The organism is Aeromonas jandaei (assembly GCF_037890695.1).
GTDB lineage: Bacteria > Pseudomonadota > Gammaproteobacteria > Enterobacterales > Aeromonadaceae > Aeromonas > Aeromonas jandaei.
In genome coordinates this window covers 3361027-3381291 of record NZ_CP149571.1, presented here as the reverse complement: position 1 = coordinate 3381291, position 20265 = coordinate 3361027, and the positions used below count along the sequence as shown (strand labels likewise).

Here is a 20265-nt window from a genome sequence, read left to right as displayed (position 1 = left end):
GGGCAGGGGACGCAACGATTGATTGGCCCGGATTCATCGGGCTGGACAACCCGGGTCGTGATACCACCTATGGGCAGCGGGTATCCAGTTGCCGGATATTGACCAATAGATCGGCGTTTCAGGCAAATTTGCACAGAAAAGGTGAGCAAGCGCAAAAATATTGCGCAATGCCTGTTGAAGTTCGGGCTGCAACTCCCCATATAAAGAGCACTTTTGCACGAATTGTGCCTCTGCGGCGCCCAATGTGGGGGTTGTGTGGCTCGACTCGACCAGAGTGCGCCGCTATAATGCCGCGTCATATTTTCTCATCACAAAGACATATTGTTGTCTTTATAAACAGGAAGACTCCGGCTTTGCCCGGAGGCAATAAAGGGTCAGCACACAGTGCTGAGTTGAACGAGGTAGAAGAATGCAAGTTTCTGTAGAGACAACCCAGGGTCTGGAACGCCGTCTTACCATCACTGTACCGGCTGCTACCGTAGACGCCGCTGTGCGCAAAGAATTGAACGGCCTGGCCAAAACCCGTCGCATCGACGGTTTCCGTCCTGGCAAGGCTCCGGTTGCCATCATCAAGAAGATGTTTGGTGCCATGGCTCACGCCCGTGTTGCCGATGAAATGATGCAGAACAACTTCATCAAAGCCATCATCGAAAACAAACTGAGCCCGGCTGGCGCGCCGACCATGGATCCGAAAGAGATCAAAGAAGGCGAAGATTTCGAATTCACCGCCACTTTCGAAGTGTACCCGGAGTTCGAAGTTGCCGGTCTGGAGAGCATCAAGGTTGAGAAGCCGGTTGCTACCGTGAAGGACGAAGATCTGGCCAACATGATCGACACCCTGCGCAAGCAGCACGCTACCTGGGCTGAAGCTGACGTGGCTGCTGCCAACGGCATGCGTGTGACCATGGACTTCGTCGGTTCCATCGACGGTGAAGAGTTCGAAGGTGGCAAGGCTGAAGGTTTCAACCTGGTACTGGGTGCCGGCCGCATGATCCCTGGCTTCGAAGATGCCATTCTGGGCAAGAAAGCGGGCGACGAGTTCACCATCGAAGTGACCTTCCCGGCTGACTACCACGCTGAAAACCTGAAAGGCAAAGCGGCCAAGTTCGCTTCCAAGCTGAACAAGGTTGAAGAGCAGATCCTGCCCGAGCTGACCGAAGAGTTCGTCAAGCGTTTCGGCATCGAGAGCGGTTCCGTTGAAGAGCTGAAAGCCGAAGTGCGCAAGAACATGGAGCGCGAACTGGCTCAAGCCCTGAAAAACAGCGTGAAAGAGCAGGTTCTGAATGGTCTGGTTGAAGCCAACCAAATCGATCTGCCGAAAGCTGCCGTTGCGCAAGAGATCGACGCGCTGCGCCAGCAGGCTCTGCAGCGCTTCGGTGGTTTCCAGGGCGGCAACGCTCCGGAGCTGCCGGCTGAGCTGTTCCAGGCTCAGGCCGAGCGTCGTGTACGCGTAGGTCTGCTGCTGGGCGACGTGATCCGCACCAACGAAATCAAGGCTGACGATGCTCGCGTGACCAGCATCATCGAATCCATGGCGACTGCGTACGAAGATCCGAAAGAAGTGATCGAGTACTACCAGAAGAACGAACAGATGCTGAACGGCGTTCGTAACCTGGCCATCGAAGATCAAGCTATCGACCTGATTCTCTCCAAAGCGCAAGTGACCGAAAAAGAAGTTGCCTTTGACGAAGTGATCAACAAGTCTGGCGCCGCTGCCTAAGAACATTTGACTTAAGGTCAAGACTGTTAAGTATAATGGCTCGTGTGATCTCCACTCGGGCCATTTTATTTTAGGGACAATGCCTTATGTACAAGAACTATAACGATGTGACCGATTCTCCCAGCAATGCGCTGGTCCCCATCGTGGTCGAACAGACTGCCAAGGGTGAGCGTTCCTACGATATTTACTCCCGTCTGCTGAAAGAGCGGGTGATCTTCCTGACCGGTCAGGTTGAAGATCACATGGCCAATCTGGTGGTTGCCCAGTTGCTGTTCCTCGAGTCCGAGAATCCGGACAAGGACATCTACATCTACATCAACTCTCCGGGCGGCTCCGTGACTGCCGGCATGTCCATATATGACACCATGCAGTTCATCAAGCCGGACGTGAGCACCGTCTGCATGGGGCAGGCCTGCTCCATGGGCGCCTTCCTGCTGGCTGGCGGTGCCAAGGGCAAGCGTTTCTGCCTGCCCAATGCCCGGGTGATGATCCACCAGCCGCTGGGCGGTTTCCAGGGCCAGGCATCTGATATCCAGATCCACGCCCAGGAGATACTGAAGATCAAAAATACCCTGAACGAGCGTTTGGCTTTCCATACCGGTCAGGATATGGCTACCATCGAACGCGACACCGACCGCGACAACTTCATGTCTGCCGAGCAGGCAGTCGCTTACGGTCTGGTCGACGGTGTCTTGACTCAGCGCGGCTGAGCAGGGTGTCCCGGTCTGTTGTAAACTCAACAGGCCGACCCATCCTCTATTGATAAAACGAGGTTGCTGAATGACAGAAAAACGCAAGGGTGAGGGTGATAAGCTGCTCTACTGCTCTTTTTGCGGCAAAAGCCAGCATGAAGTGCGTAAGCTGATCGCTGGCCCTTCCGTCTACATATGTGATGAGTGTGTCGAGCTGTGCAACGACATCATCCGCGAGGAGATCCGCGAGATCTCTCCCAAGCGCGATGGTAACGAGCTGCCGACCCCTCATCAGATCCGCGCTCATCTCGATGACTATGTGATCGGGCAGGAGTACGCCAAGAAGGTGTTGGCCGTTGCCGTCTACAACCACTACAAGCGCCTGCGCAACAGCGGCGAAAACAGTGGTGTGGAGCTGGGCAAGTCCAACATCCTGCTGATTGGTCCGACCGGTAGCGGCAAGACCCTGCTGGCCGAGACCCTGGCTCGCCTGCTGGATGTGCCGTTCACCATGGCCGATGCGACCACCCTGACCGAAGCCGGTTATGTGGGCGAGGACGTGGAGAACATCATCCAGAAGCTGCTGCAAAAGTGCGACTACGACGTGGAGAAGGCCCAGCGTGGCATCGTCTACATCGACGAGATCGACAAGATCTCCCGCAAGTCGGACAACCCCTCCATTACCCGCGATGTCTCCGGGGAAGGGGTGCAGCAGGCCCTGCTCAAGCTGATCGAAGGGACCATCGCTTCCGTGCCGCCGCAAGGTGGTCGCAAGCATCCGCAGCAAGAGTTCTTGCAGGTTGATACCTCCAAGATCCTCTTCATTTGTGGTGGTGCCTTTGCCGGTCTGGACAAGGTGATTGAGCAGCGTTCCGTCAAGGGAACCGGTATCGGTTTTGGTGCCGAGGTGAAGTCCAAGGATGCCAAGGCTTCCTTGAGCGAAACCTTCGCCAAGGTAGAGCCGGAAGATCTGATCAAGTACGGTCTGATCCCCGAGTTTATCGGCCGTCTGCCGGTAGTGGCGACCCTGACCGAACTGGACGAGGCTGCGCTCATCCAGATCCTGCAAGAGCCGAAAAACGCGCTGACCAAGCAGTATGCCGCGCTGTTCGATCTGGAAGGGGTTGAGCTGGAGTTCCGTGAGGATGCGCTGCACGCCATTGCCCGCAAGGCGATGGAGCGTAAAACCGGTGCTCGTGGTCTGCGTTCCATCGTGGAAGCTGTGTTGCTCGATACCATGTATGACCTGCCTTCTCTGGAAGGGGTCAGCAAGGTGGTGATCGACGAGACCGTGATCAAAGGGGACTCCGCGCCCTTGATGATCTACGAAAATCCCGAGACTCAAGCTGCCGCATCAGAGTAACAGTCTGATTTTTAATCAAATGGAAGGGGCTTTTTGCCCCTTTCATGCTTTTTGCGGTTTAGACGATTGAATCTCGTTGGAGCGCCCCCATATACTCAGCCAAGCGCTTTGCCAACGGTATAACAAGCCGAGAGGACATATATGAACCTAGAGCGTTCAGAACGCATCGAGATTCCCGTCCTGCCTCTTCGTGACGTGGTGGTTTATCCCCACATGGTCATTCCACTCTTTGTGGGGCGGGAAAAATCCATTCGCTGTCTGGAAGCGGCCATGGAGCAGGACAAGAAAGTTCTGCTGGTGGCCCAGAAGGATGCGTCAACCGATGAGCCGACCGTGGAGGAGATCTTCACCGTCGGGACAGTGGCCAATATTCTGCAGATGCTCAAACTGCCGGATGGCACCGTCAAGGTGCTGGTAGAGGGTGGGCAGCGTGCTCGCCTGGAGCGGATGATCGACGACAAGGACTTCTTTGTCTGCGAGGCCCAGTACATCTCCTCCAAGGCCATTGACGACAAGGATCAGGAAGTTCTGGTTCGCTCCGCCATCGGCCAGTTTGAAGGTTACATCAAGCTCAACAAGAAGATCCCGCCCGAGGTGCTCACCTCGATTTCGGCGATCGACGATGCTGCGCGTCTGGCCGATACCATGGCCGCTCACATGCCGCTCAAGCTGGAAGACAAGCAGAAGGTGCTGGAGATTGTCTCTGTCTCCGAGCGCATCGAATTCCTGATGGCGATGATGGAGTCGGAGATTGACCTGCTGCAGGTTGAGAAGCGCATCCGTACTCGCGTCAAGAAGCAGATGGAAAAGAGCCAGCGCGAGTATTACCTCAACGAGCAGATGAAGGCCATCCAGAAAGAGCTGGGTGAGCTGGAAGATAGCCCGGATGAGTTTGAAGCCCTCAATCGCAAGATTGAAGAGGCTGGCATGCCGGAAGATGCTCGCGAAAAGGCCCAGGCCGAGCTTGCCAAGCTGAAGATGATGTCTCCCATGTCTGCCGAGGCTACCGTGGTTCGCAGCTATGTGGACTGGATGGTACAGGTGCCGTGGAAGGCGCGCTCCAAGGTCAAGAAAGACCTGGGCAAGGCGCAAGAGGTGCTGGATGCCGATCACTATGGCCTTGAGAAGGTCAAGGATCGCATCCTCGAATATCTGGCGGTGCAGGCGCGGGTGAACAAGCTCAAGGGCCCCATCCTCTGTCTGGTTGGCCCTCCCGGTGTGGGCAAGACCTCGCTGGGCCAATCCATCGCCAAGGCGACCGGCCGCAAATATGTGCGGATGGCCCTCGGTGGGGTGCGTGACGAAGCGGAGATCCGCGGACACCGTCGTACCTACATCGGTTCCATGCCCGGCAAGCTCATCCAGAAGATGGCGAAAGTTGGCGTGAAGAACCCGCTGTTCCTGCTCGACGAAATCGACAAGATGAGCTCGGACATGCGTGGCGATCCCGCTTCCGCTCTGCTGGAGGTACTCGATCCCGAGCAGAACAACAGCTTCAACGATCACTATCTGGAAGTGGATTATGACCTGTCGGACGTGATGTTCGTGGCCACCTCCAACTCCATGAACATCCCGGGCCCGTTGCTGGACCGGATGGAAGTGATCCGTCTCTCCGGTTACACCGAAGACGAGAAGCTCAACATTGCCAAGCAGCATCTGGTTGCCAAGCAGATCCAGCGCAACGGCCTGAAAGCCTCCGAGATCACCATCGAGGATTCGGCACTGGTCGGGGTGATCCGCTACTACACCCGTGAAGCGGGGGTGCGGAGTCTGGAGCGTGAAATCTCCAAGATCTGTCGCAAAGCGGTCAAGCGCATTCTGCTGGACAAGAGCATCAAGCATGTTCAGGTCAACCAGGAGAACCTCAAGGAGTTCCTCGGGGTGCAGCGCTTCGATTACGGCAAGGCCACCGACCAGAACCAGATTGGTCAGGTGTGTGGTCTGGCGTGAACCGAGGTGGGGGGCGACCTGCTCACCATCGAGACCACCAACATGCCGGGCAAGGGCAAACTCACTTACACCGGTTCTTTGGGTGATGTGATGCAGGAGTCTATCCAGGCTGCCATGACTGTCGTACGTGCCCGTGCCGAGAAGCTGCGCATCAATGCTGACTTCTACGAGAAGCGTGACATTCACGTGCACGTACCGGAAGGGGCGACCCCGAAAGATGGTCCGAGCGCCGGTATCGCCATGTGTACTGCGCTGGTCTCCAGCTTGACCGGTAATCCGGTTCGTGCTGATGTGGCCATGACAGGTGAAATCACCTTGCGTGGTGAAGTGCTGCCCATCGGTGGTCTCAAAGAGAAACTGCTGGCTGCTCACCGTGGTGGTATCAAGCGTGTGCTGATCCCGAAAGAGAACGAACGTGACCTCGAGGAGATTCCGGCAAACGTCAAACAAGACCTTGAAATCTATCCCGTTCGCTGGATAGACGAGGTGCTGGAACTGGCGTTGCAGGACAATCCGCAAGGGTTTGAGCGCGTTTCTGTCGTGTAAATTTTGATGCGCCGCAAATTTGGCGCATTCGGGGGGTGGTTAAGGCTTGCATGCATCCCATAACGGAAGTAGCCTTGACCACCGATCGGGTTCTCGTGATAAGTCGCAATGCGTTGTGTGGCGCGGGTTTGCGCCAGATTGTCACTTGCAACTGGTCAGGAGGCTTGCTATAAAACCTCCACTTGTTGTGGCCAGGGAAATCAGCGCCGCAGCGGTGTTCGATAAAAGGGGAATATAAGAGTGAATAAATCTCAACTGATTGACAAGATTGCAGACGGTGCTGATATCTCCAAGGCTGCTGCCGGCCGTGCGTTGGATGCCTTCATTGACGCTGTAGGTGAAGCTCTGAAAGAGGGTGACCAGGTTGCTCTGGTTGGTTTCGGTACTTTCGCTGTACGCGAGCGTGCTGCCCGTTCTGGCCGTAACCCGCAAACTGGCGCGACCATCGAAATCGCTGCTGGTAAAGTTCCTGCCTTCAAAGCCGGTAAGGCCCTGAAAGACGCGGTCAACTAAGTCGGGCGCCGATGATATGTCGGCTACCGTCCTTGGTCGCAGACCAGACAGGTTAGAGAGTCCTCTCTCATACTGATTGACCAAGGCGCATCGCAATCGGTGCGCCTTTTCATTATTTACGCCCATCGAGTCGGGAGCATAAGTACAAACATGATGTTGGATAAACTACGCGAAGGGGCGCAAGGCAAGGTAGCCAAGGTTATCTTGGGCCTGATCATCCTCTCCTTTGCTTTGGCTGGTGTAGGTAGTTACCTGAATGGTCCGGCCCGTACCGCCCCCGCCACTGTCAACGGCACAGATATCAGTGCAGCCGCACTGGAGAACGCCTACCGCAACGAGCGCGCCCGCATGGAATCCCAGATGGGAGAGGCATTCAGCCAGCTGGCCGCGAACCCCGATTACATGAAACAGTTCCGCCGCGGTGTGCTGGATCGCCTGATCGATCAGGCGTTGCTGGACAGCAAGGCTCGCGAGCTGGGTCTGCGGGTCAGCGATGAGCAGATCAAGCAGGCCATCGTTGCCATGCCCGAGTTTGCCGAGAACGGCAAGTTCAACAATGATCGCTACCTGCAGCTGATCCGTCGTGCCGGCATGACCCCCGAAATGTTCCGCGATTCCCTGCGCCAGGACATGGTGCGTCAACAACTGATGAGTGCCTTGCTGGGTACCGAGTTTTCCCTCAAGGGTGAAGCGGAGCAGCTCGACAAGCTCTACAACCAGACTCGCGATCTGCGTCTGGTGCGTCTGGCGGCTGCCAACTATGTGGCTGACGTACAGGTTTCAGACAACGAGCTGGAGCAGTACTACAAGGCCAATGGCGCCCACTTCATGAATGACGAGCAGGTGAAAGTAGACTACTTGCTGCTGGATGCGACCAACCTCGCCAAGGATATCAAGGTCACCGAACAGGATGCCCAAGATTACTACGACCAGCATCAGGATCTGTTCCAGCGTCCCGAGCGTCGTCATGTTGCCCATATCCTGATCCCGTTTGGCAAAGATGAGAAAGCGGCCGAGCAGAAAGCAGAAGCCGTGTTGGCCAAAGCCAAGGCGGGTGATGATTTCGCTGCGCTGGCCAAGTCCGACTCATCTGATACCTTCTCCGCCAAAAAAGGCGGCGAACTGGACTGGTTCGAGAAAGGGGTGATGGATCCGTCCTTCGAGAAGGCGGCCTTTGCCCTGAACAAGGCGGGCGATCTCTCCGCCGTCGTCAAGAGCCCGTTCGGTTTCCACATCATCAAGCTGCTGGGTGTTGAGCCTGCTCAGACCAAGCCGTTTGCCGATGTGAAGGAAGAGACCATCAACCGTCTGCAGAGCGACAAGGCCAAAGAGCGCTTCTTTGCCGAGCAGCAGAAGATGGCTGACAACAGCTTCGAAAACCCGGATTCGCTGGACATGACCGCCGAGGCCATGGGTCTGAAGGTGCAATCCTCCGACTACTTCAGCCAAGGTTCTGCACCTGCTCCGCTTAACGATCCCAAGGTGCTCTCCGTGGCGTTCTCCGAGCAGCTGCGCGATGACAACACCAACTCCGACGTGATCGAGCTGGCTGACGGCAAGGCGCTGGTGCTGCACATCACCGGTCACAAGCCCAAAGCGGTCAAGCCGCTGGCCGAGGTGAAAGAGCAGGTGATTGCCGCCATCAAGCATGACAAGGCCGGTGAAGTGGCCCGTGGCAAGGCTCAGGGCCTGCTGGACAAGCTCAAGGCTGGCAAGAGCATCGATGGCGATCTGGCTGCGCTGGGTCTGAAGGTACAAACCCACAAAGGGGTGTCCCGTTTCGATCGCGAGATGGATCAGAATCTGGTTACCGAAGCCTTCACGCTGCCCCATCCCAAGGATGGCAAGCCGAGCGTGGCTCTGGTTGCCGAGAGCAACGGTGACCGAGTAGTGGTGGCGCTGGACAAGGTGAACGTACCTGCCGAGCCTTCCAAGATGGTTGCCATGCTGCAAGGTCAGCTGGGTCAGGGCAAAGCACAAGTGGATTACAAGTCTCTGATCGACGAGTTGCGTAAAGCTGCCAAGATCGAGTACTTCACCAGCGTGGAAGCGACTGTCGAGTAATCGTCAGTTCAATCCAGTGAAAACGGCTCCTTGATGGAGCCGTTTTTTTATCTGTGGGCGAGTGGAATAATCAAGCCCTGCTCCCAGTGATCGCTGCGCAGCCGTAAGCCATATCAGTCGCCATAAACATGGGACACAAAAAAACCGGCACATAAGTGCCGGTTTCTCATTGCGAGTTTGTGCAGGGTAGGGAGTTACACCACGCCCTGAGTGCGCAGGTAATCCTCGTAGGTACCACCGAAGTCGCGGATGCCATCTTCGGTCAGCTCCAGGATGCGGGTCGCCAGAGAGGAGACGAATTCGCGGTCGTGGGAGACGAAGATCAGGGTCCCCTGGTAGAGCTCCAGCGCCATGTTCAAGGATTCGATGGATTCCATGTCCAGGTGGTTGGTCGGCTCATCCATGATCAGGATGTTGGGGCGCTGCATCATCAGCTTGCCGAACAGCATGCGACCCTGTTCACCACCAGAGAGCACCTTGACCGGCTTCTTGATGTCGTCCTGAGAGAAGAGCAGACGGCCCAGAATGGAGCGTACAGCCTGCTCGTCTTCGTTCTCCTGTTTCCACTGGGCCATCCAGTCGAACACGTTGAGATCGGTGTCGAAATCTTCGGCGTGATCCTGAGCGTAGTAACCGATCTGGGCGTTCTCGGACCACTTGATGGTGCCGGTATCCGGAGCCAGTGCGCCGACAAGGGTCTTGATCAGAGTGGATTTACCGATACCGTTGGTACCCAGGATGGCTACCTTCTCGCCCACTTCCATCATCATGTTGAGGCCCTTGAACAGGGGATCGTCGCCATAACCCTTGGATACACCTTCCACTTCCAGGATGTTGCGATAGAGCTTTTTGTCCTGCTCGAAGCGGATGAAGGGGTTCTGGCGGCTGGAGACCTTGACGTCCTCAATCTTGATCTTGTCGATCTGCTTGAGACGGGAGGTCGCCTGACGAGACTTGGAGGCGTTGGCGCTGAAACGGGAGACGAAGGATTGCAGATCGGCGATCTGGGCCTTCTTCTTGGCGTTGTCGGCCAGCAGACGTTCGCGCGCCTGGGTGGCGGCCAGCATGTAGTCGTCGTAGTTGCCCGGGTAGACGCGCAGCTCGCCGTAGTCCAGATCCGCCATGTGGGTACAGACGGAGTTCAGGAAGTGACGGTCGTGAGAGATGATGATCATGGTGCTTTCACGATCGTTGAGCACCTGCTCCAGCCAGCGAATGGTGTTGATGTCCAGGTTGTTGGTCGGTTCGTCCAGCAACAGGATATCGGGGTTGGAGAAGAGGGCCTGTGCCAGCAGCACCCGCAGTTTCCAGCCCGGCGCCACTTCGCTCATCGGACCGTTGTGCTGCTCGAGCGGAATGCCGACACCCAGCAGCAGCTCGCCTGCGCGCGCTTCGGCGGTGTAGCCGTCATACTCGGCAACCAGACCTTCCAGCTCGGCGGCCTTCATGTAGTCTTCGTCGGTGGCTTCGAGGTTGGCGTAGATGGCATCGCGCTCGGCGATGGCTGCCCACAGCTCGGTGTGGCCCATCATGACCACGTCCAGTACGCGCATCTCTTCGTAGGCGAACTGATCCTGACGCAGCTTACCGATGCGCTCGTTGACGTCCAGGCTCACATTACCGCCAGTGGGCTCCAGATCACCACCGAGGATCTTCATGAAGGTGGACTTGCCACAGCCGTTGGCGCCGATAAGGCCATAGCGGTTGCCGCCGCCAAACTTGACGTTGATGTTCTCAAACAGCGGCTTGGCGCCGAACTGCATGGTGATGTTGTTGCTGCTTAACAAGGTATGTGTCCCGGTTGTCTGTCAAATGGCGCGCATTATGGCACAGATCCCCCAAAAGTTTTAGCAAGAACTGTGATCTTGATCGGTGCAAGCGTGGCGCGTAGCCGATTGACGGGTAATAAAAAAAGCCGGCATGAAGCCGGCTTTTGCGTGATGGCTACCCGTTAGTGGGAAGTGGCACCGGAGGCGCCCAGCCCGGTCTGGGAGCGGACGAACTGCGGCAGGAACTTGGCATGCTCGTCAGCCGCGCTCTGGGAGCTGTCGGTGATGGAGAAGAACCAGATCCCGACAAACGCCAGCGCCATGGAGAAGAGCGCCGGGTACTCGTAGGGGAAGATGGCCTGGGCATGACCCAGCACCTTCACCCACACGGTCGGGCCCAGCACCATCAGGGTGACTGCGCTCGCCAGCCCCAGCCAGCCACCGTAGACGGCGCCTCGGGTGGTCAGGCGTGACCAGAACATGGAGAGGAACAGTACCGGGAAGTTGCAGCTGGCAGCGATGGAGAAGGCCAGCCCCACCATGAAGGCGATGTTCTGCTTCTCGAACAGGATGCCAAGGCCGATGGCGACCACACCCAGTACCACGGTAGTGAGCTTGGAGACCCGCAGCTCGTCCGCCTCGTTGGCCTTGCCATGCTTGATGACGTTGGCGTAGAGGTCGTGGGAGACCGCAGAGGCACCGGCCAGGGTCAGGCCTGCTACCACCGCCAGGATGGTGGCAAACGCCACGGCGGAGATGAAGCCGAGGAACAGGCTGCCACCCACGGCATTGGCCAGATGGATCGCGGCCATGTTGGTGCCGCCCAGCAGGGCGCCGGTGGCATCCTTGAAGGCCGGGTTAGTGCTGACCAGCAGGATGGCGCCAAAGCCGATGATAAAGGTGAGGATGTAGAAGTAACCGATAAAGCCGGTGGCGAAGAAGACGCTCTTGCGCGCCTCCTTGGCATCGCTCACGGTGAAGAAACGCATCAGGATGTGAGGCAGGCCGGCGGTGCCGAACATCAGTGCCAGACCGAGCGAGATGGCGGAGATGGGGTCAGCAACCAGACCACCCGGGCTCATGATGGCGATCCCTTTCTCGTGTACCTTCACCGCTTCGCTAAAGAGGGTGCCGATGTCGAAGTTGACCGATTTCATCACCATGATGGCCATGAAGCTGGCACCGGAGAGCAGCATCACTGCCTTGATGATCTGCACCCAGGTGGTGGCCAGCATGCCGCCAAACAGCACGTAGAGCACCATCAGGATACCGACCAGTACCACGGCCACATGGTATTGCAGGCCGAACAGCAGTTCGATCAGTTTGCCGGCTCCGACCATCTGGGCGATGAGGTAGAGGGCGACCACCACCAGCGAGCCGCAGGCGGAGAGGGTGCGCACCTCGGTCTGCTTGAGGCGGTAGGAGGCAACGTCGGCGAAGGTATATTTGCCGAGGTTGCGCAGCCGCTCTGCGATCAGGAACAGAATGATGGGCCAGCCCACCAGAAAGCCGATGGAGTAGATGAGACCATCGTAGCCGGAGGTGTAGACCAGCGCCGAGATCCCGAGGAAGGAGGCGGCAGACATGTAGTCACCGGCGATGGCCAGGCCATTCTGGAAGCCGGTGATGCGGCCACCCGCTGCATAGTAGTCAGAGGCCGAGCGGTTGCGCTTGGAGGCCCAGTAGGTGATGAACAGGGTGGCGGCCACGAAGACCACGAACATCAGAATGGCCGAGATATTGAGGGGCTGGCGGTGCACCTCGCCACTTATCGCATCGGCGGCCAGCAGGGGTGAAGAGGCCAGTGAGGCCAACAACAAGAGTTTGCCTTTCATTTTTTCACCCCCTTGAGGATCTTCTGGTTCAGCTCGTCAAACTCGCCGTTGGCGCGAAACACATAGACGCCGGTCAGCACGAAAGAGGAGAGGATCAACCCCACTCCGACCGGGATGCCACGGGTAATGGTCGACCCCTCGCTGAGCGGGGTGCCGAGCCAACCGGGATCAAAGGCGATGAGCAGGATAAACGCCAGGTAGAGTCCCAGCATCAGAGCCGAGAGGGCCCAGGCAAAACGCTGGCGCTTGGCGACCAGCTCCTGGAAGGTGGGATCTTGCTGGATCCTCAGATAGCTTTGCTGTTCCATTGCAGTTCTCCATGACATATGAGTGTCAGCGGTGGATGGGGTAACCCCGACGAGCAGGCAATCTGCTCATGTAAGCAAAATGTGAATTAAATGTTATTTGTCGACAATTAGACTTTGGGATAAGTGAGCGGCGAGCCACAGGTCAGGCGCAGGTAGATGAGCGCGGCCGTGGTGGCATCGGCAAGGGCATCGTGGGCTGGCAGGGATGGGAGCTCAAGGTGGCTGCAGATGGCATTCAAGTGGAGGTCAATCGCAGCATCGGGATAGCGGCGATAGAGGTGATCGTGATAGAGCTGGCTCACCTCTATGCCTCGTTGTGGCAAGGTCAGCCCCCACAATTTACGGCAAGCGAGGTTGAGAATACGCAGGTCATAGGCGATGTGATAACCCACCAGTTCGCGTGGGCCTATAAAGTCGAGCAGCAGGCGCAGTGCGGCTTCCAGCGTTATACCCTGTTGCAGATCCTGATGGCGCAGACCGTGGATCACCACCGACTGCTCGCTCAGTGTGGCGGGCGCTTGCACCTTGATGGTGAGGGCCTCGCCGGTCAGCAGCCGGTTGCCCTGGATGCGCACCGCACCGATAGAGACTATTTCGGCTTGCTCGGGATCAAGGCTGGTGGTCTCGAAATCGAGGGCGACCAGCTCATCATCGGGAGTGGGCAGGAATAGCCTGGCGAACTCCCCTTGCCGGAAATCCCGGCCATACCAGATGCGGCGAAGATGGCTCAACATGGCTACTGTCTCAGACGAAAGTGCAAGGTGAGCCACTGCTGGAATTTCTTCACCTGATGCAGAGCCTGACGCAGCAGATCCCGTTCGCTGTGGCTAAGCTCGCTGACCTGTACCCGGCTGTTGCCTGCCTTGAGCTGGCTGCGTAGCCTCAGCCGGATAAAGAGCCGAAACGCTTCGGCCAGGTTGGTGCCAAAGCTGGTGCTGAGCCGCTCGGCCGCTACCAGCGCATCGATGCGCCCCAGGGTTGAGGTCTCCAGAATGCCTGCCTCAAGGGCCAGCATCCGGATGCCATGGACCAGCGGGAACAGGCCGCCGCGTTTGAGATCAAGCCCTTCGGGGCGCTGCTCAAGCCGGCCAAACAGGGTAAGGGGGGCGTGAAAGGCCACCGCCGGTCGCACCATCTCTGCCAGCAGATCTCGCCGCTCGGCCAGCTGCTCGCGCAGCGCTCTGGCAACAGGCAGATGGAGTTGACGATCTCCGGCGATGGGGTGGGCGTCAGCCAGGGTGGCCAGCCAGAGCAGCTCCTCCTCAGTGGCCGTGGTGCAGGCGCTGGCAATGGCGCTTTGCCACTCATCGCCCGTTTTTACCCACGCCGGATTGTTCACCATGACTTGGCCCGGGCAGAGGGGATAGCCGAGGCGCTCCAACAGCGCGCTGAATGCGGCCAGATCGGCTGCCTGGGTGGGCCACGGCAGCGCTTCCGGCAGGATCAGGGCATTGTCCTGATCGGTTTTGAGGATCTGCTCGCCACGCCCCTCCGAGCCCAGCATCAGCAAACACACCTTCTCTTGCACCTCGGGCGGGATAACCAGCGCAAACGCCTTGGCGATCAGTTGCTCGTTGATGGTGGCGATGAGCTTCATCAAAAAGGCGGTGTGGATACCCTGGGCAAACAGCGAACGGGTCAGCTGTTGTTGTTCGCGGGCGACCGCCTCCAGCGCGGGTAGCGTGTCGGCGCGGGCGATACGCAACGTCAGTACGTGGGAGTGGGTCGAGAAGAGTCCCAGCACCTGGGTCAGCTGCAGGATCCCCGCCACCTCGTTGCCCTGCCAGATCACCAATCGCTTGATGCGATGACGGGTCATCAGCAGCAGGGCATCAAACAGATAGCTCTCCAGTGGCAGACCGATGAGCTGCGTGGGGGTCAGTACCGAGAGGGGCGCCGTCAGTGGCAATCCCTTGAGGGTCAGGGCGTGGAGCAGGGTCTTGCGGGTGACCAGCGTGAGCGAACCGTCATGGGCGGGGTAGAGCAGACAATCTGTCCCCTGAGCGACCATGGCTTCGGTGGCTGCCAGCAATGACAGCCTGCTGTCGACGATAAGCGGCGCTTGCAAATGACCGGGTTCGATGCGGGTCAGGATAAACTCCGCCAGATTCTTCTGTCCCAGCTGTTCGCGCTGCTCCTGTTGACGCTGGCGTTCAGCCAGATTGGCGGTGAAGTAGCTGGCAAACTGCGAATCTTGTTCGCAGAGAGAGAGAAAGGCCGAGCGGGGGATGAGCTGGCAGAGGGTGTCTTCCAGCGCAGTAAAAGTATGGCGGCAGCGGCCGTCAAACTGGGCGCGCACATCGAACAGATCGTCGACGCCATAGTCACCAAACTGGTGGTGGGGAGCCGACTCTTCCACCGCACCCTTGATGATGAGATAGAGCCCGGGAGGTTCATCTCCCGCGTTGAGCAGAGTATCGCCAGCACGAAAGTAGCAGAGCGAGAGGTGGCGGGCGAGCTGCTCACGCGCCTCTTCATCCAGCCGGTCAAACGGTGGTCTGGCAAAATTGAACAGAATTGACATGACGGCGTCCTCGGGCGGGATAGGGCACCCCTTGTGCCCAGTGTGACAAAGGGGAACAGCGCCGACCAGCCGACTTTAGTCTCAGCTGTACCGTCTGTTCACACTCTGATAACTTGGTGGTATGACCAGTGTGTTCATTATCGGGATCAAGGAGAGGACAGGGGAGATGGAAAAACCAAGGGTCAAGTGCGAGGTCCACGACGGCATCGCTGAAGTGGTGCTGTCGCGGGGAGAGAAGCTCAATGCGCTGGACAGGGCCATGTTCAGCGCTATCGATGAGACGCTGAAGCAACTTGCACAACTGAAGGGATTGCGAGCGGTGATCCTGCATGGCGAAGGGCGTGCCTTCTGCGCTGGACTGGATGTGAAATCGATGCTGCGCCAGCCGGTTGCCGCCCTCGATATTCTCAAGCGCGAGGCGGACGAGGCGACCAATCTGGCCCAGCGGGTCGCCTATGGTTGGCACCAGCTGCCGGTGCCGGTGATTGCGGTCACTCAGGGAGTCTGTTTTGGCGGTGGCTTGCAGATCGCCCTTGGCGCCGATTTTCGGTTCAGCACCCCCGATTGCCGTTTCTCGGTGATGGAGATCAAGTGGGGCATCATCCCCGACATGAGCGGCAGCGTCACCATGCGCAACCTGATGGGGTTGGATACCGCCATGGAGCTGGCCATGAGCGGGCGCGAGCTGGATGCGGTCGAGGCGAAATCTCTCGGGATGGTGAGCCGGGTCTGCGCTGATCCGCTGGTGGAGGCGCGGGAGTTTGCCCGCACTCTCATCACCAAGTCCCCGGATGCGCTGGCTGGGATCAAGCAGCTCTACAGTCAGGCCTGGGCCCGCAGTGACGAGGCGATGCTCAAAGAAGAGACCCGGTTGCAAAAGCAGATCCTGGGGCGCCCCAATCAGTGGCGCGCCACCTTCAACAGCCTGTTTTGCTGGCGGCTGCCCTTCGGGCCACGGCGCAACGCACTCTGAGGTGGAACAGCAGGAAAAGAAAATGGCAGCCGAAGCTGCCATTTTTTATACGTGTTTTAGTTGCTGGCATCAGGAGATCTTGCGATCCAGATCCGGCTCGAAGGGGTGACCTGATTTCTCCTGCTCCAGGTTGTCTTCGGAGCGATGGCCAGCCCAGTAGTCGGCGTTCTTGATACCGAGTTTCTCCGGGTGGAACACCGGATCCAGCCCTTTGGCCTGCTGTGCCTCATAGTCGCGCAGACAGGCAAAGGCGGTCTTTTGCAGCAGCAGGATGGCGATGATGTTGAGCCAGGCCATCAGACCTACCCCGATATCACCCATTCCCCAAGCGAGCTCGGCTGTCTTGACTGTACCGTAGACGGTAGAGGCCATCAGGGTCAGTTTGAGCACAAAAGTCAGCCAGGGACGGTTCACCTTGCGGTTGATGTAGGCGATGTTGGTCTCGGCGATGTAGTAGTAGGCGACGATGGTGGTGAACGCGAAGAAGAACAGCGCGATGGCTACGAACATGCTGCCAAAGCCCGGCATCATGCTCTCCATGGCGGTCTGCACATAACCCGGGCCCGCTGCCACGCCGGAGATGCCGGTGTAGAGGGCTGCGCCATCCGGTCCCTGCACGTTGTAGAGGCCGGTGATGAGCAGCATAAAGCCGGTGGCGGAGCAGACGAACAGGGTGTCGATGTAGACGGAGAACGCCTGCACCAGACCCTGTTTGGCCGGGTGGCTCACTGCGGCAGCAGAAGAGGCGTGCGGCCCGGTACCCTGACCCGCTTCGTTGGAGTAGACCCCGCGCTTGACCCCCCACATGATGGCCAGACCCAGAATGGCGCCAAAGCCGGCATCAAAACCGAAGGCGCTTTTCCAGATCAGCATGATCACGCCGGGCAGGGCATGAATGTTGAGGGCGATGATGACGCAGGCCACGATGATGTAGCCGAGCGCCATAAAGGGCACCACGGTACTGGCAAAGTTGGCGATGCGCTTGACGCCACCGAAGATGATGAAGCCGAGCAGCAGTGCCAGACCGGCCGCAGTCACGTTCGGATCGATATCAAACGCAGTCTGCAGACTGGCGCCGATGGAGTTGGCTTGCACGCCCGGCAGCAGTACACCGCAGGCGAAGATGGTGGCGATGGCAAAGGTCCAGGCATACCACTTCATGCCAAGCCCTTTCTCGATGTAGAAGGCCGGCCCGCCGCGGTATTCGCCGTTGATCTTCTCCTTGTAGACCTGACCCAGGGTGGACTCCACGAAGGCGGAGCTGGAGCCGAGGAAGGCGACCATCCACATCCAGAACATGGCACCCGGGCCACCGAAGGTAATGGCGGTGGCAACACCGGCAATGTTGCCGGTGCCGACGCGACCGGCGAGGGTCATGGCCAGCGCCTGGAAGGAGGAGACCCCCGCATCCGTGCTCTTGCCATCAAACATCAGCCGGACCATTTCGGCCATATGGCGCAGTTGCAAAAAGCGGCTGCGTACTGAGAAGTAGAGGCCTACCCCCAGGCACAGATAGATGAGCGCAGGGCTCCAGATCACACCGTTGATGGCATTGACGATCTCATTCATCTACAACAACTCCTTTGTTGTTTTGTGTTGTACTTCCGGCGAGATCTCTGTCTCGCTCGCTGTCATTGTGTTACGCCAATTGTTAACAAATGAATTAACAGTTTGACGCTGTGGTGAAGTGTTCGGCAGGGCACGATAGTGCGCCATGCATGGGCTGTAACATATCGAGTTGTTCCGGCGCTTCCCAGCGAAAAATGTTGCGTTGTTGCAATTTTGTGAATTGACAACTGAGGTGCGATAATGGCATGCGCTATTTTCTGTGACCAGAGAGACCCGCTACCATGCTGATCTGCGTCTGCTGGAACAGCCAGGATCTCGTTAGCAAACAAAAGGCCAATCATGCAAATGTTCCCTGCTCCACTCGTTATCCGCGCTCCTTTACCATCGGATGCCACTGCCATGGCCCACCTCTTTACCCAACTAGGGTATGCTGCAGAGGCTGATGAGCTGCTGCCACGTCTGTTGGGGCTGGATGTGGCCACCCGCGTCTTGCTGGCCGAACAGGCTGAGAGGGTGGTTGGCGTGCTGGTATGGCACTGGCTGCAACCACTGCATGTTGCACCTGCATGGGGCCTGATCTCGGCGCTGGTCGTCGATGATGGTGCAAGGGGAGGTGGTATTGGTGCTGCGTTATTGTGCGAGGCCGAGCGTCAGGCTCGCGGAGCCGGATGCAGTCAGCTGGAGCTTTCCAGCAGCATCAAACGCGAAGCTGCCCACCGCTTCTATCTGGCACAGGCATATCAGGAGCGGCCAAAACGATTCGTCAAACTGTTGTAACAGAGAAGGAGTGTACGTGCTGGGATTGTTCAACTGGTTTCGTGGCCGTGGCACGGTGAAAATGAGCGAAGAAGAGGAAGATCAGTGGCTACGGGCGCTTGCTGTTGTGCCGATCTTGCAGGGGCTTACCGAGAGTGAGCAACAAACGCTGATAAGCCTGGGCCGTCAGCTGCTCAAGCGCAAAACCCTGACCCAGCTTGGGGTTACCTTAAGCGAGCGCCAGCAAGCTATTCTGGCACTGCAGGCGGCTCTGCCTATCCTGCATCTTGGCGTTGACTGGTATCGCGGTTTTCACGAGATCATCATCATTCCCGAGCCCGTGACCCGGCGCCAGGAGGTGCAGGATGAGTTTGGGCTGGTGAGGGAGGTGGAAGAGGAGAATGCCGGTGAGTCCTGGCCCCAGGGGCCGCTGGTACTGGCCTGGAGCGAGCTGCAGCTGGATGGTGACTGGGATGGCTTCAATCTGGTGATCCACGAGCTTGCCCACAAGATAGACATGCTGGGTGGCGAGGCGGATGGTGCACCGCCACTGCCGGGACATATGAGCCGGCAGGAGTGGCAGCAGGTATTCCAGGGGGCTTTTGATGCGCTCTGCCAGCAACTCGAGCAGGGCGAGGCTCCTGCAATCGACCCCTATGCGGCCGAGCATCCGGCCGAGTTCTTCGCGGTCTGCTGCGAGCACTTCTTTACCGACCCGTTGCGCCTGCGCAGTGTCTATCCCGAGGTTTACCGCCAACTGACACTGCTGTTTGGTCAGGATCCGGCGCGCCGTTTTCCGCCGACCCGCCTGCTGGCTGGGGATGGCGAGGGCATGCTGTTGTAAATCCCGATCAACAACATGGCAGATAGAAAAAAGGCACCCGAGGGTGCCTTGTTTCAAGCTTGAGCGTGCGCCAATCAGGCGGCGGCTTTCAGCTGGACTGCAGCGGCTTTCTTGTGATCGCCGATCGGCAGGATGGTGCGGCCATACTGTTCGTTCAGTACGGTAGCCATGGCCAGATAGATGGCGCTGGCGCCACAGATGATGCCTTCGAAACCGGCGATGGTGCCGATCAGGGTGCTGCCGGTGAAGTCACGGGCGGCCAGCAGGAAGAACAGCACGGTCAGGGAAGCGAACACGAACTGCTTCACGCGCGGGTAGTTGACGGTACCGATCAGCATGAACAGGGTGAACATACCCCACATCAGCAGGTACCAGCCCATGTAGGCGTGCGGAGTCGCTTCGGCCAGACCCATGGTCGGCATGACGAGCAGGACAACCAGGCTCAGCCAGAACAGGCCATAGGAGGTGAAGGCAGTCACACCGAAGGTGTTGCCGCGCTTGTACTCCATGATGCCAGCGATGATCTGGGCAATGCCGCCATAGCACAGGCCCATGGCCAGGATCATGGCACTGATGGGGAAGAAACCTGCGTTATGGATGTTCAGCAGAATGGTGGTCATACCGAAACCCATCAGACCCAGGGGGGCAGGGTTGGCCAATTTTTCGCTCACGTGGCGTTCTCCAAAAATAGAGGTGGGGTTAACAAAAAGACGCGCGATTTTAGGCAGCTTGTAAAACCGCCGCAAGGGGGGGAAGGGACTAAACCGTAAAAAAATTACGTATTTATTTGCACTGACGCCCAATTGTTCAGCAGGTCAGCCGGTTTCGTGAGCAAAAGG

15 protein-coding genes and 1 pseudogene are annotated in these 20265 nt (G+C 58.1%); 9 read left to right on the top strand and 7 right to left on the bottom strand.

Annotated features, from left to right (window positions below):
• The first annotated feature begins 409 nt into the window (after positions 1-409).
• The 6 genes and pseudogenes from tig to ppiD all read left to right on the top strand — a co-directional run bounded on the left by tig (position 410) and on the right by ppiD (position 8848).
• Positions 410-1720 (top strand): trigger factor, encoded by a 1311-nt coding sequence (gene tig, locus WE862_RS15805; RefSeq protein ID WP_041207530.1) that lies wholly within the window; start codon positions 410-412, stop codon positions 1718-1720.
• An 86-nt stretch (positions 1721-1806) separates the two neighbouring features.
• Positions 1807-2430, top strand: a complete 624-nt coding sequence (gene clpP / locus WE862_RS15800) for an ATP-dependent Clp endopeptidase proteolytic subunit ClpP (RefSeq protein ID WP_033113124.1) — start codon at positions 1807-1809, stop codon at positions 2428-2430.
• Positions 2431-2500: 70 nt separating this feature from the next.
• Positions 2501-3775, top strand: a complete 1275-nt coding sequence (clpX, locus tag WE862_RS15795) for an ATP-dependent protease ATP-binding subunit ClpX (RefSeq protein ID WP_033113123.1) — start codon at positions 2501-2503, stop codon at positions 3773-3775.
• Between the two features lie 141 nt (positions 3776-3916).
• Positions 3917-6271: pseudogene (gene lon, locus WE862_RS15790) on the top strand (endopeptidase La).
• A 240-nt stretch (positions 6272-6511) separates the two neighbouring features.
• Positions 6512-6784 (top strand): nucleoid-associated protein HU-beta, encoded by a 273-nt coding sequence (hupB, locus tag WE862_RS15785; protein WP_005315375.1) that lies wholly within the window; start codon positions 6512-6514, stop codon positions 6782-6784.
• A gap of 150 nt (positions 6785-6934) precedes the next feature.
• Positions 6935-8848, top strand: a complete 1914-nt coding sequence (ppiD, locus tag WE862_RS15780) for a peptidylprolyl isomerase (RefSeq protein ID WP_042032367.1) — start codon at positions 6935-6937, stop codon at positions 8846-8848.
• Positions 8849-9042: 194 nt separating this feature from the next.
• Here the strand turns inward: ppiD and WE862_RS15775 are convergent, their stop codons facing one another.
• The 5 genes from WE862_RS15775 to WE862_RS15755 all read right to left on the bottom strand — a co-directional run bounded on the left by WE862_RS15775 (position 9043) and on the right by WE862_RS15755 (position 15284).
• Positions 9043-10635: an ABC-F family ATPase gene (locus WE862_RS15775; RefSeq protein ID WP_042032368.1), complete on the bottom strand. Its 1593-nt coding sequence runs from the start codon at positions 10633-10635 to the stop codon at positions 9043-9045.
• A gap of 164 nt (positions 10636-10799) precedes the next feature.
• Complete coding sequence (locus WE862_RS15770; RefSeq protein ID WP_042032369.1) at positions 10800-12452, bottom strand: cation acetate symporter; 1653 nt, start codon at positions 12450-12452, stop codon at positions 10800-10802.
• A complete protein-coding gene (locus WE862_RS15765; RefSeq protein WP_041207535.1) occupies positions 12449-12760 on the bottom strand; it encodes a DUF485 domain-containing protein in 312 nt (103 codons plus the stop codon). The genes WE862_RS15770 and WE862_RS15765 overlap by 4 nt, the downstream gene beginning before the upstream one ends.
• A gap of 107 nt (positions 12761-12867) precedes the next feature.
• The gene (locus WE862_RS15760) at positions 12868-13494 is read right to left on the bottom strand and encodes a 3'-5' exonuclease (protein ID WP_042032370.1); all 627 of its coding nucleotides are present in this window, start codon (positions 13492-13494) and stop codon (positions 12868-12870) included.
• Between the two features lie 2 nt (positions 13495-13496).
• Positions 13497-15284: a putative nucleotidyltransferase substrate binding domain-containing protein gene (locus WE862_RS15755; RefSeq protein ID WP_042032371.1), complete on the bottom strand. Its 1788-nt coding sequence runs from the start codon at positions 15282-15284 to the stop codon at positions 13497-13499.
• Between the two features lie 166 nt (positions 15285-15450).
• Between WE862_RS15755 and WE862_RS15750 the strand changes: the two genes are divergently transcribed.
• Positions 15451-16257, top strand: coding sequence for a crotonase/enoyl-CoA hydratase family protein (locus WE862_RS15750; RefSeq protein WP_042032373.1), 807 nt, complete (start codon positions 15451-15453; stop codon positions 16255-16257).
• 69 nt (positions 16258-16326) lie between these two features.
• Here the strand turns inward: WE862_RS15750 and WE862_RS15745 are convergent, their stop codons facing one another.
• Positions 16327-17826, bottom strand: a complete 1500-nt coding sequence (locus WE862_RS15745) for an alanine/glycine:cation symporter family protein (protein WP_042032374.1) — start codon at positions 17824-17826, stop codon at positions 16327-16329.
• Between the two features lie 339 nt (positions 17827-18165).
• Here WE862_RS15745 and WE862_RS15740 point away from each other — a divergent pair, with 339 nt between their 5' ends.
• Together WE862_RS15740 and WE862_RS15735 are read left to right on the top strand one after the other, a co-directional pair.
• Positions 18166-18603, top strand: coding sequence for a GNAT family N-acetyltransferase (locus WE862_RS15740; protein WP_042032375.1), 438 nt, complete (start codon positions 18166-18168; stop codon positions 18601-18603).
• 16 nt (positions 18604-18619) lie between these two features.
• The gene (locus WE862_RS15735; protein ID WP_082035502.1) at positions 18620-19426 is read left to right on the top strand and encodes a zinc-dependent peptidase; all 807 of its coding nucleotides are present in this window, start codon (positions 18620-18622) and stop codon (positions 19424-19426) included.
• 74 nt (positions 19427-19500) lie between these two features.
• Here WE862_RS15735 and WE862_RS15730 read toward each other — a convergent pair whose 3' ends face one another.
• Positions 19501-20097, bottom strand: a complete 597-nt coding sequence (locus tag WE862_RS15730; protein WP_042032376.1) for an acetate uptake transporter — start codon at positions 20095-20097, stop codon at positions 19501-19503.
• Positions 20098-20265: the final 168 nt, after the last annotated feature.

Bases quoted from the DNA above. Each gene is read 5' to 3' on its own strand.
- tig (WP_041207530.1), top strand. From the start codon at position 410: ATGCAAGTTTCTGTAGAGACAACCCAGGGTCTGGAACGCCGTCTTACC.
- clpP (WP_033113124.1), top strand. From the start codon at position 1,807: ATGTACAAGAACTATAACGATGTGACCGATTCTCCCAGCAATGCGCTG.
- clpX (WP_033113123.1), top strand. From the start codon at position 2,501: ATGACAGAAAAACGCAAGGGTGAGGGTGATAAGCTGCTCTACTGCTCT.
- ppiD (WP_042032367.1), top strand. From the start codon at position 6,935: ATGATGTTGGATAAACTACGCGAAGGGGCGCAAGGCAAGGTAGCCAAG.
- WE862_RS15770 (WP_042032369.1), bottom strand. From the start codon at position 12,452: ATGAAAGGCAAACTCTTGTTGTTGGCCTCACTGGCCTCTTCACCCCTG.
- WE862_RS15765 (WP_041207535.1), bottom strand. From the start codon at position 12,760: ATGGAACAGCAAAGCTATCTGAGGATCCAGCAAGATCCCACCTTCCAG.
- WE862_RS15760 (WP_042032370.1), bottom strand. From the start codon at position 13,494: ATGTTGAGCCATCTTCGCCGCATCTGGTATGGCCGGGATTTCCGGCAA.
- WE862_RS15755 (WP_042032371.1), bottom strand. From the start codon at position 15,284: ATGTCAATTCTGTTCAATTTTGCCAGACCACCGTTTGACCGGCTGGAT.
- WE862_RS15750 (WP_042032373.1), top strand. From the start codon at position 15,451: ATGGAAAAACCAAGGGTCAAGTGCGAGGTCCACGACGGCATCGCTGAA.
- WE862_RS15745 (WP_042032374.1), bottom strand. From the start codon at position 17,826: ATGAATGAGATCGTCAATGCCATCAACGGTGTGATCTGGAGCCCTGCG.
- WE862_RS15740 (WP_042032375.1), top strand. From the start codon at position 18,166: ATGCAAATGTTCCCTGCTCCACTCGTTATCCGCGCTCCTTTACCATCG.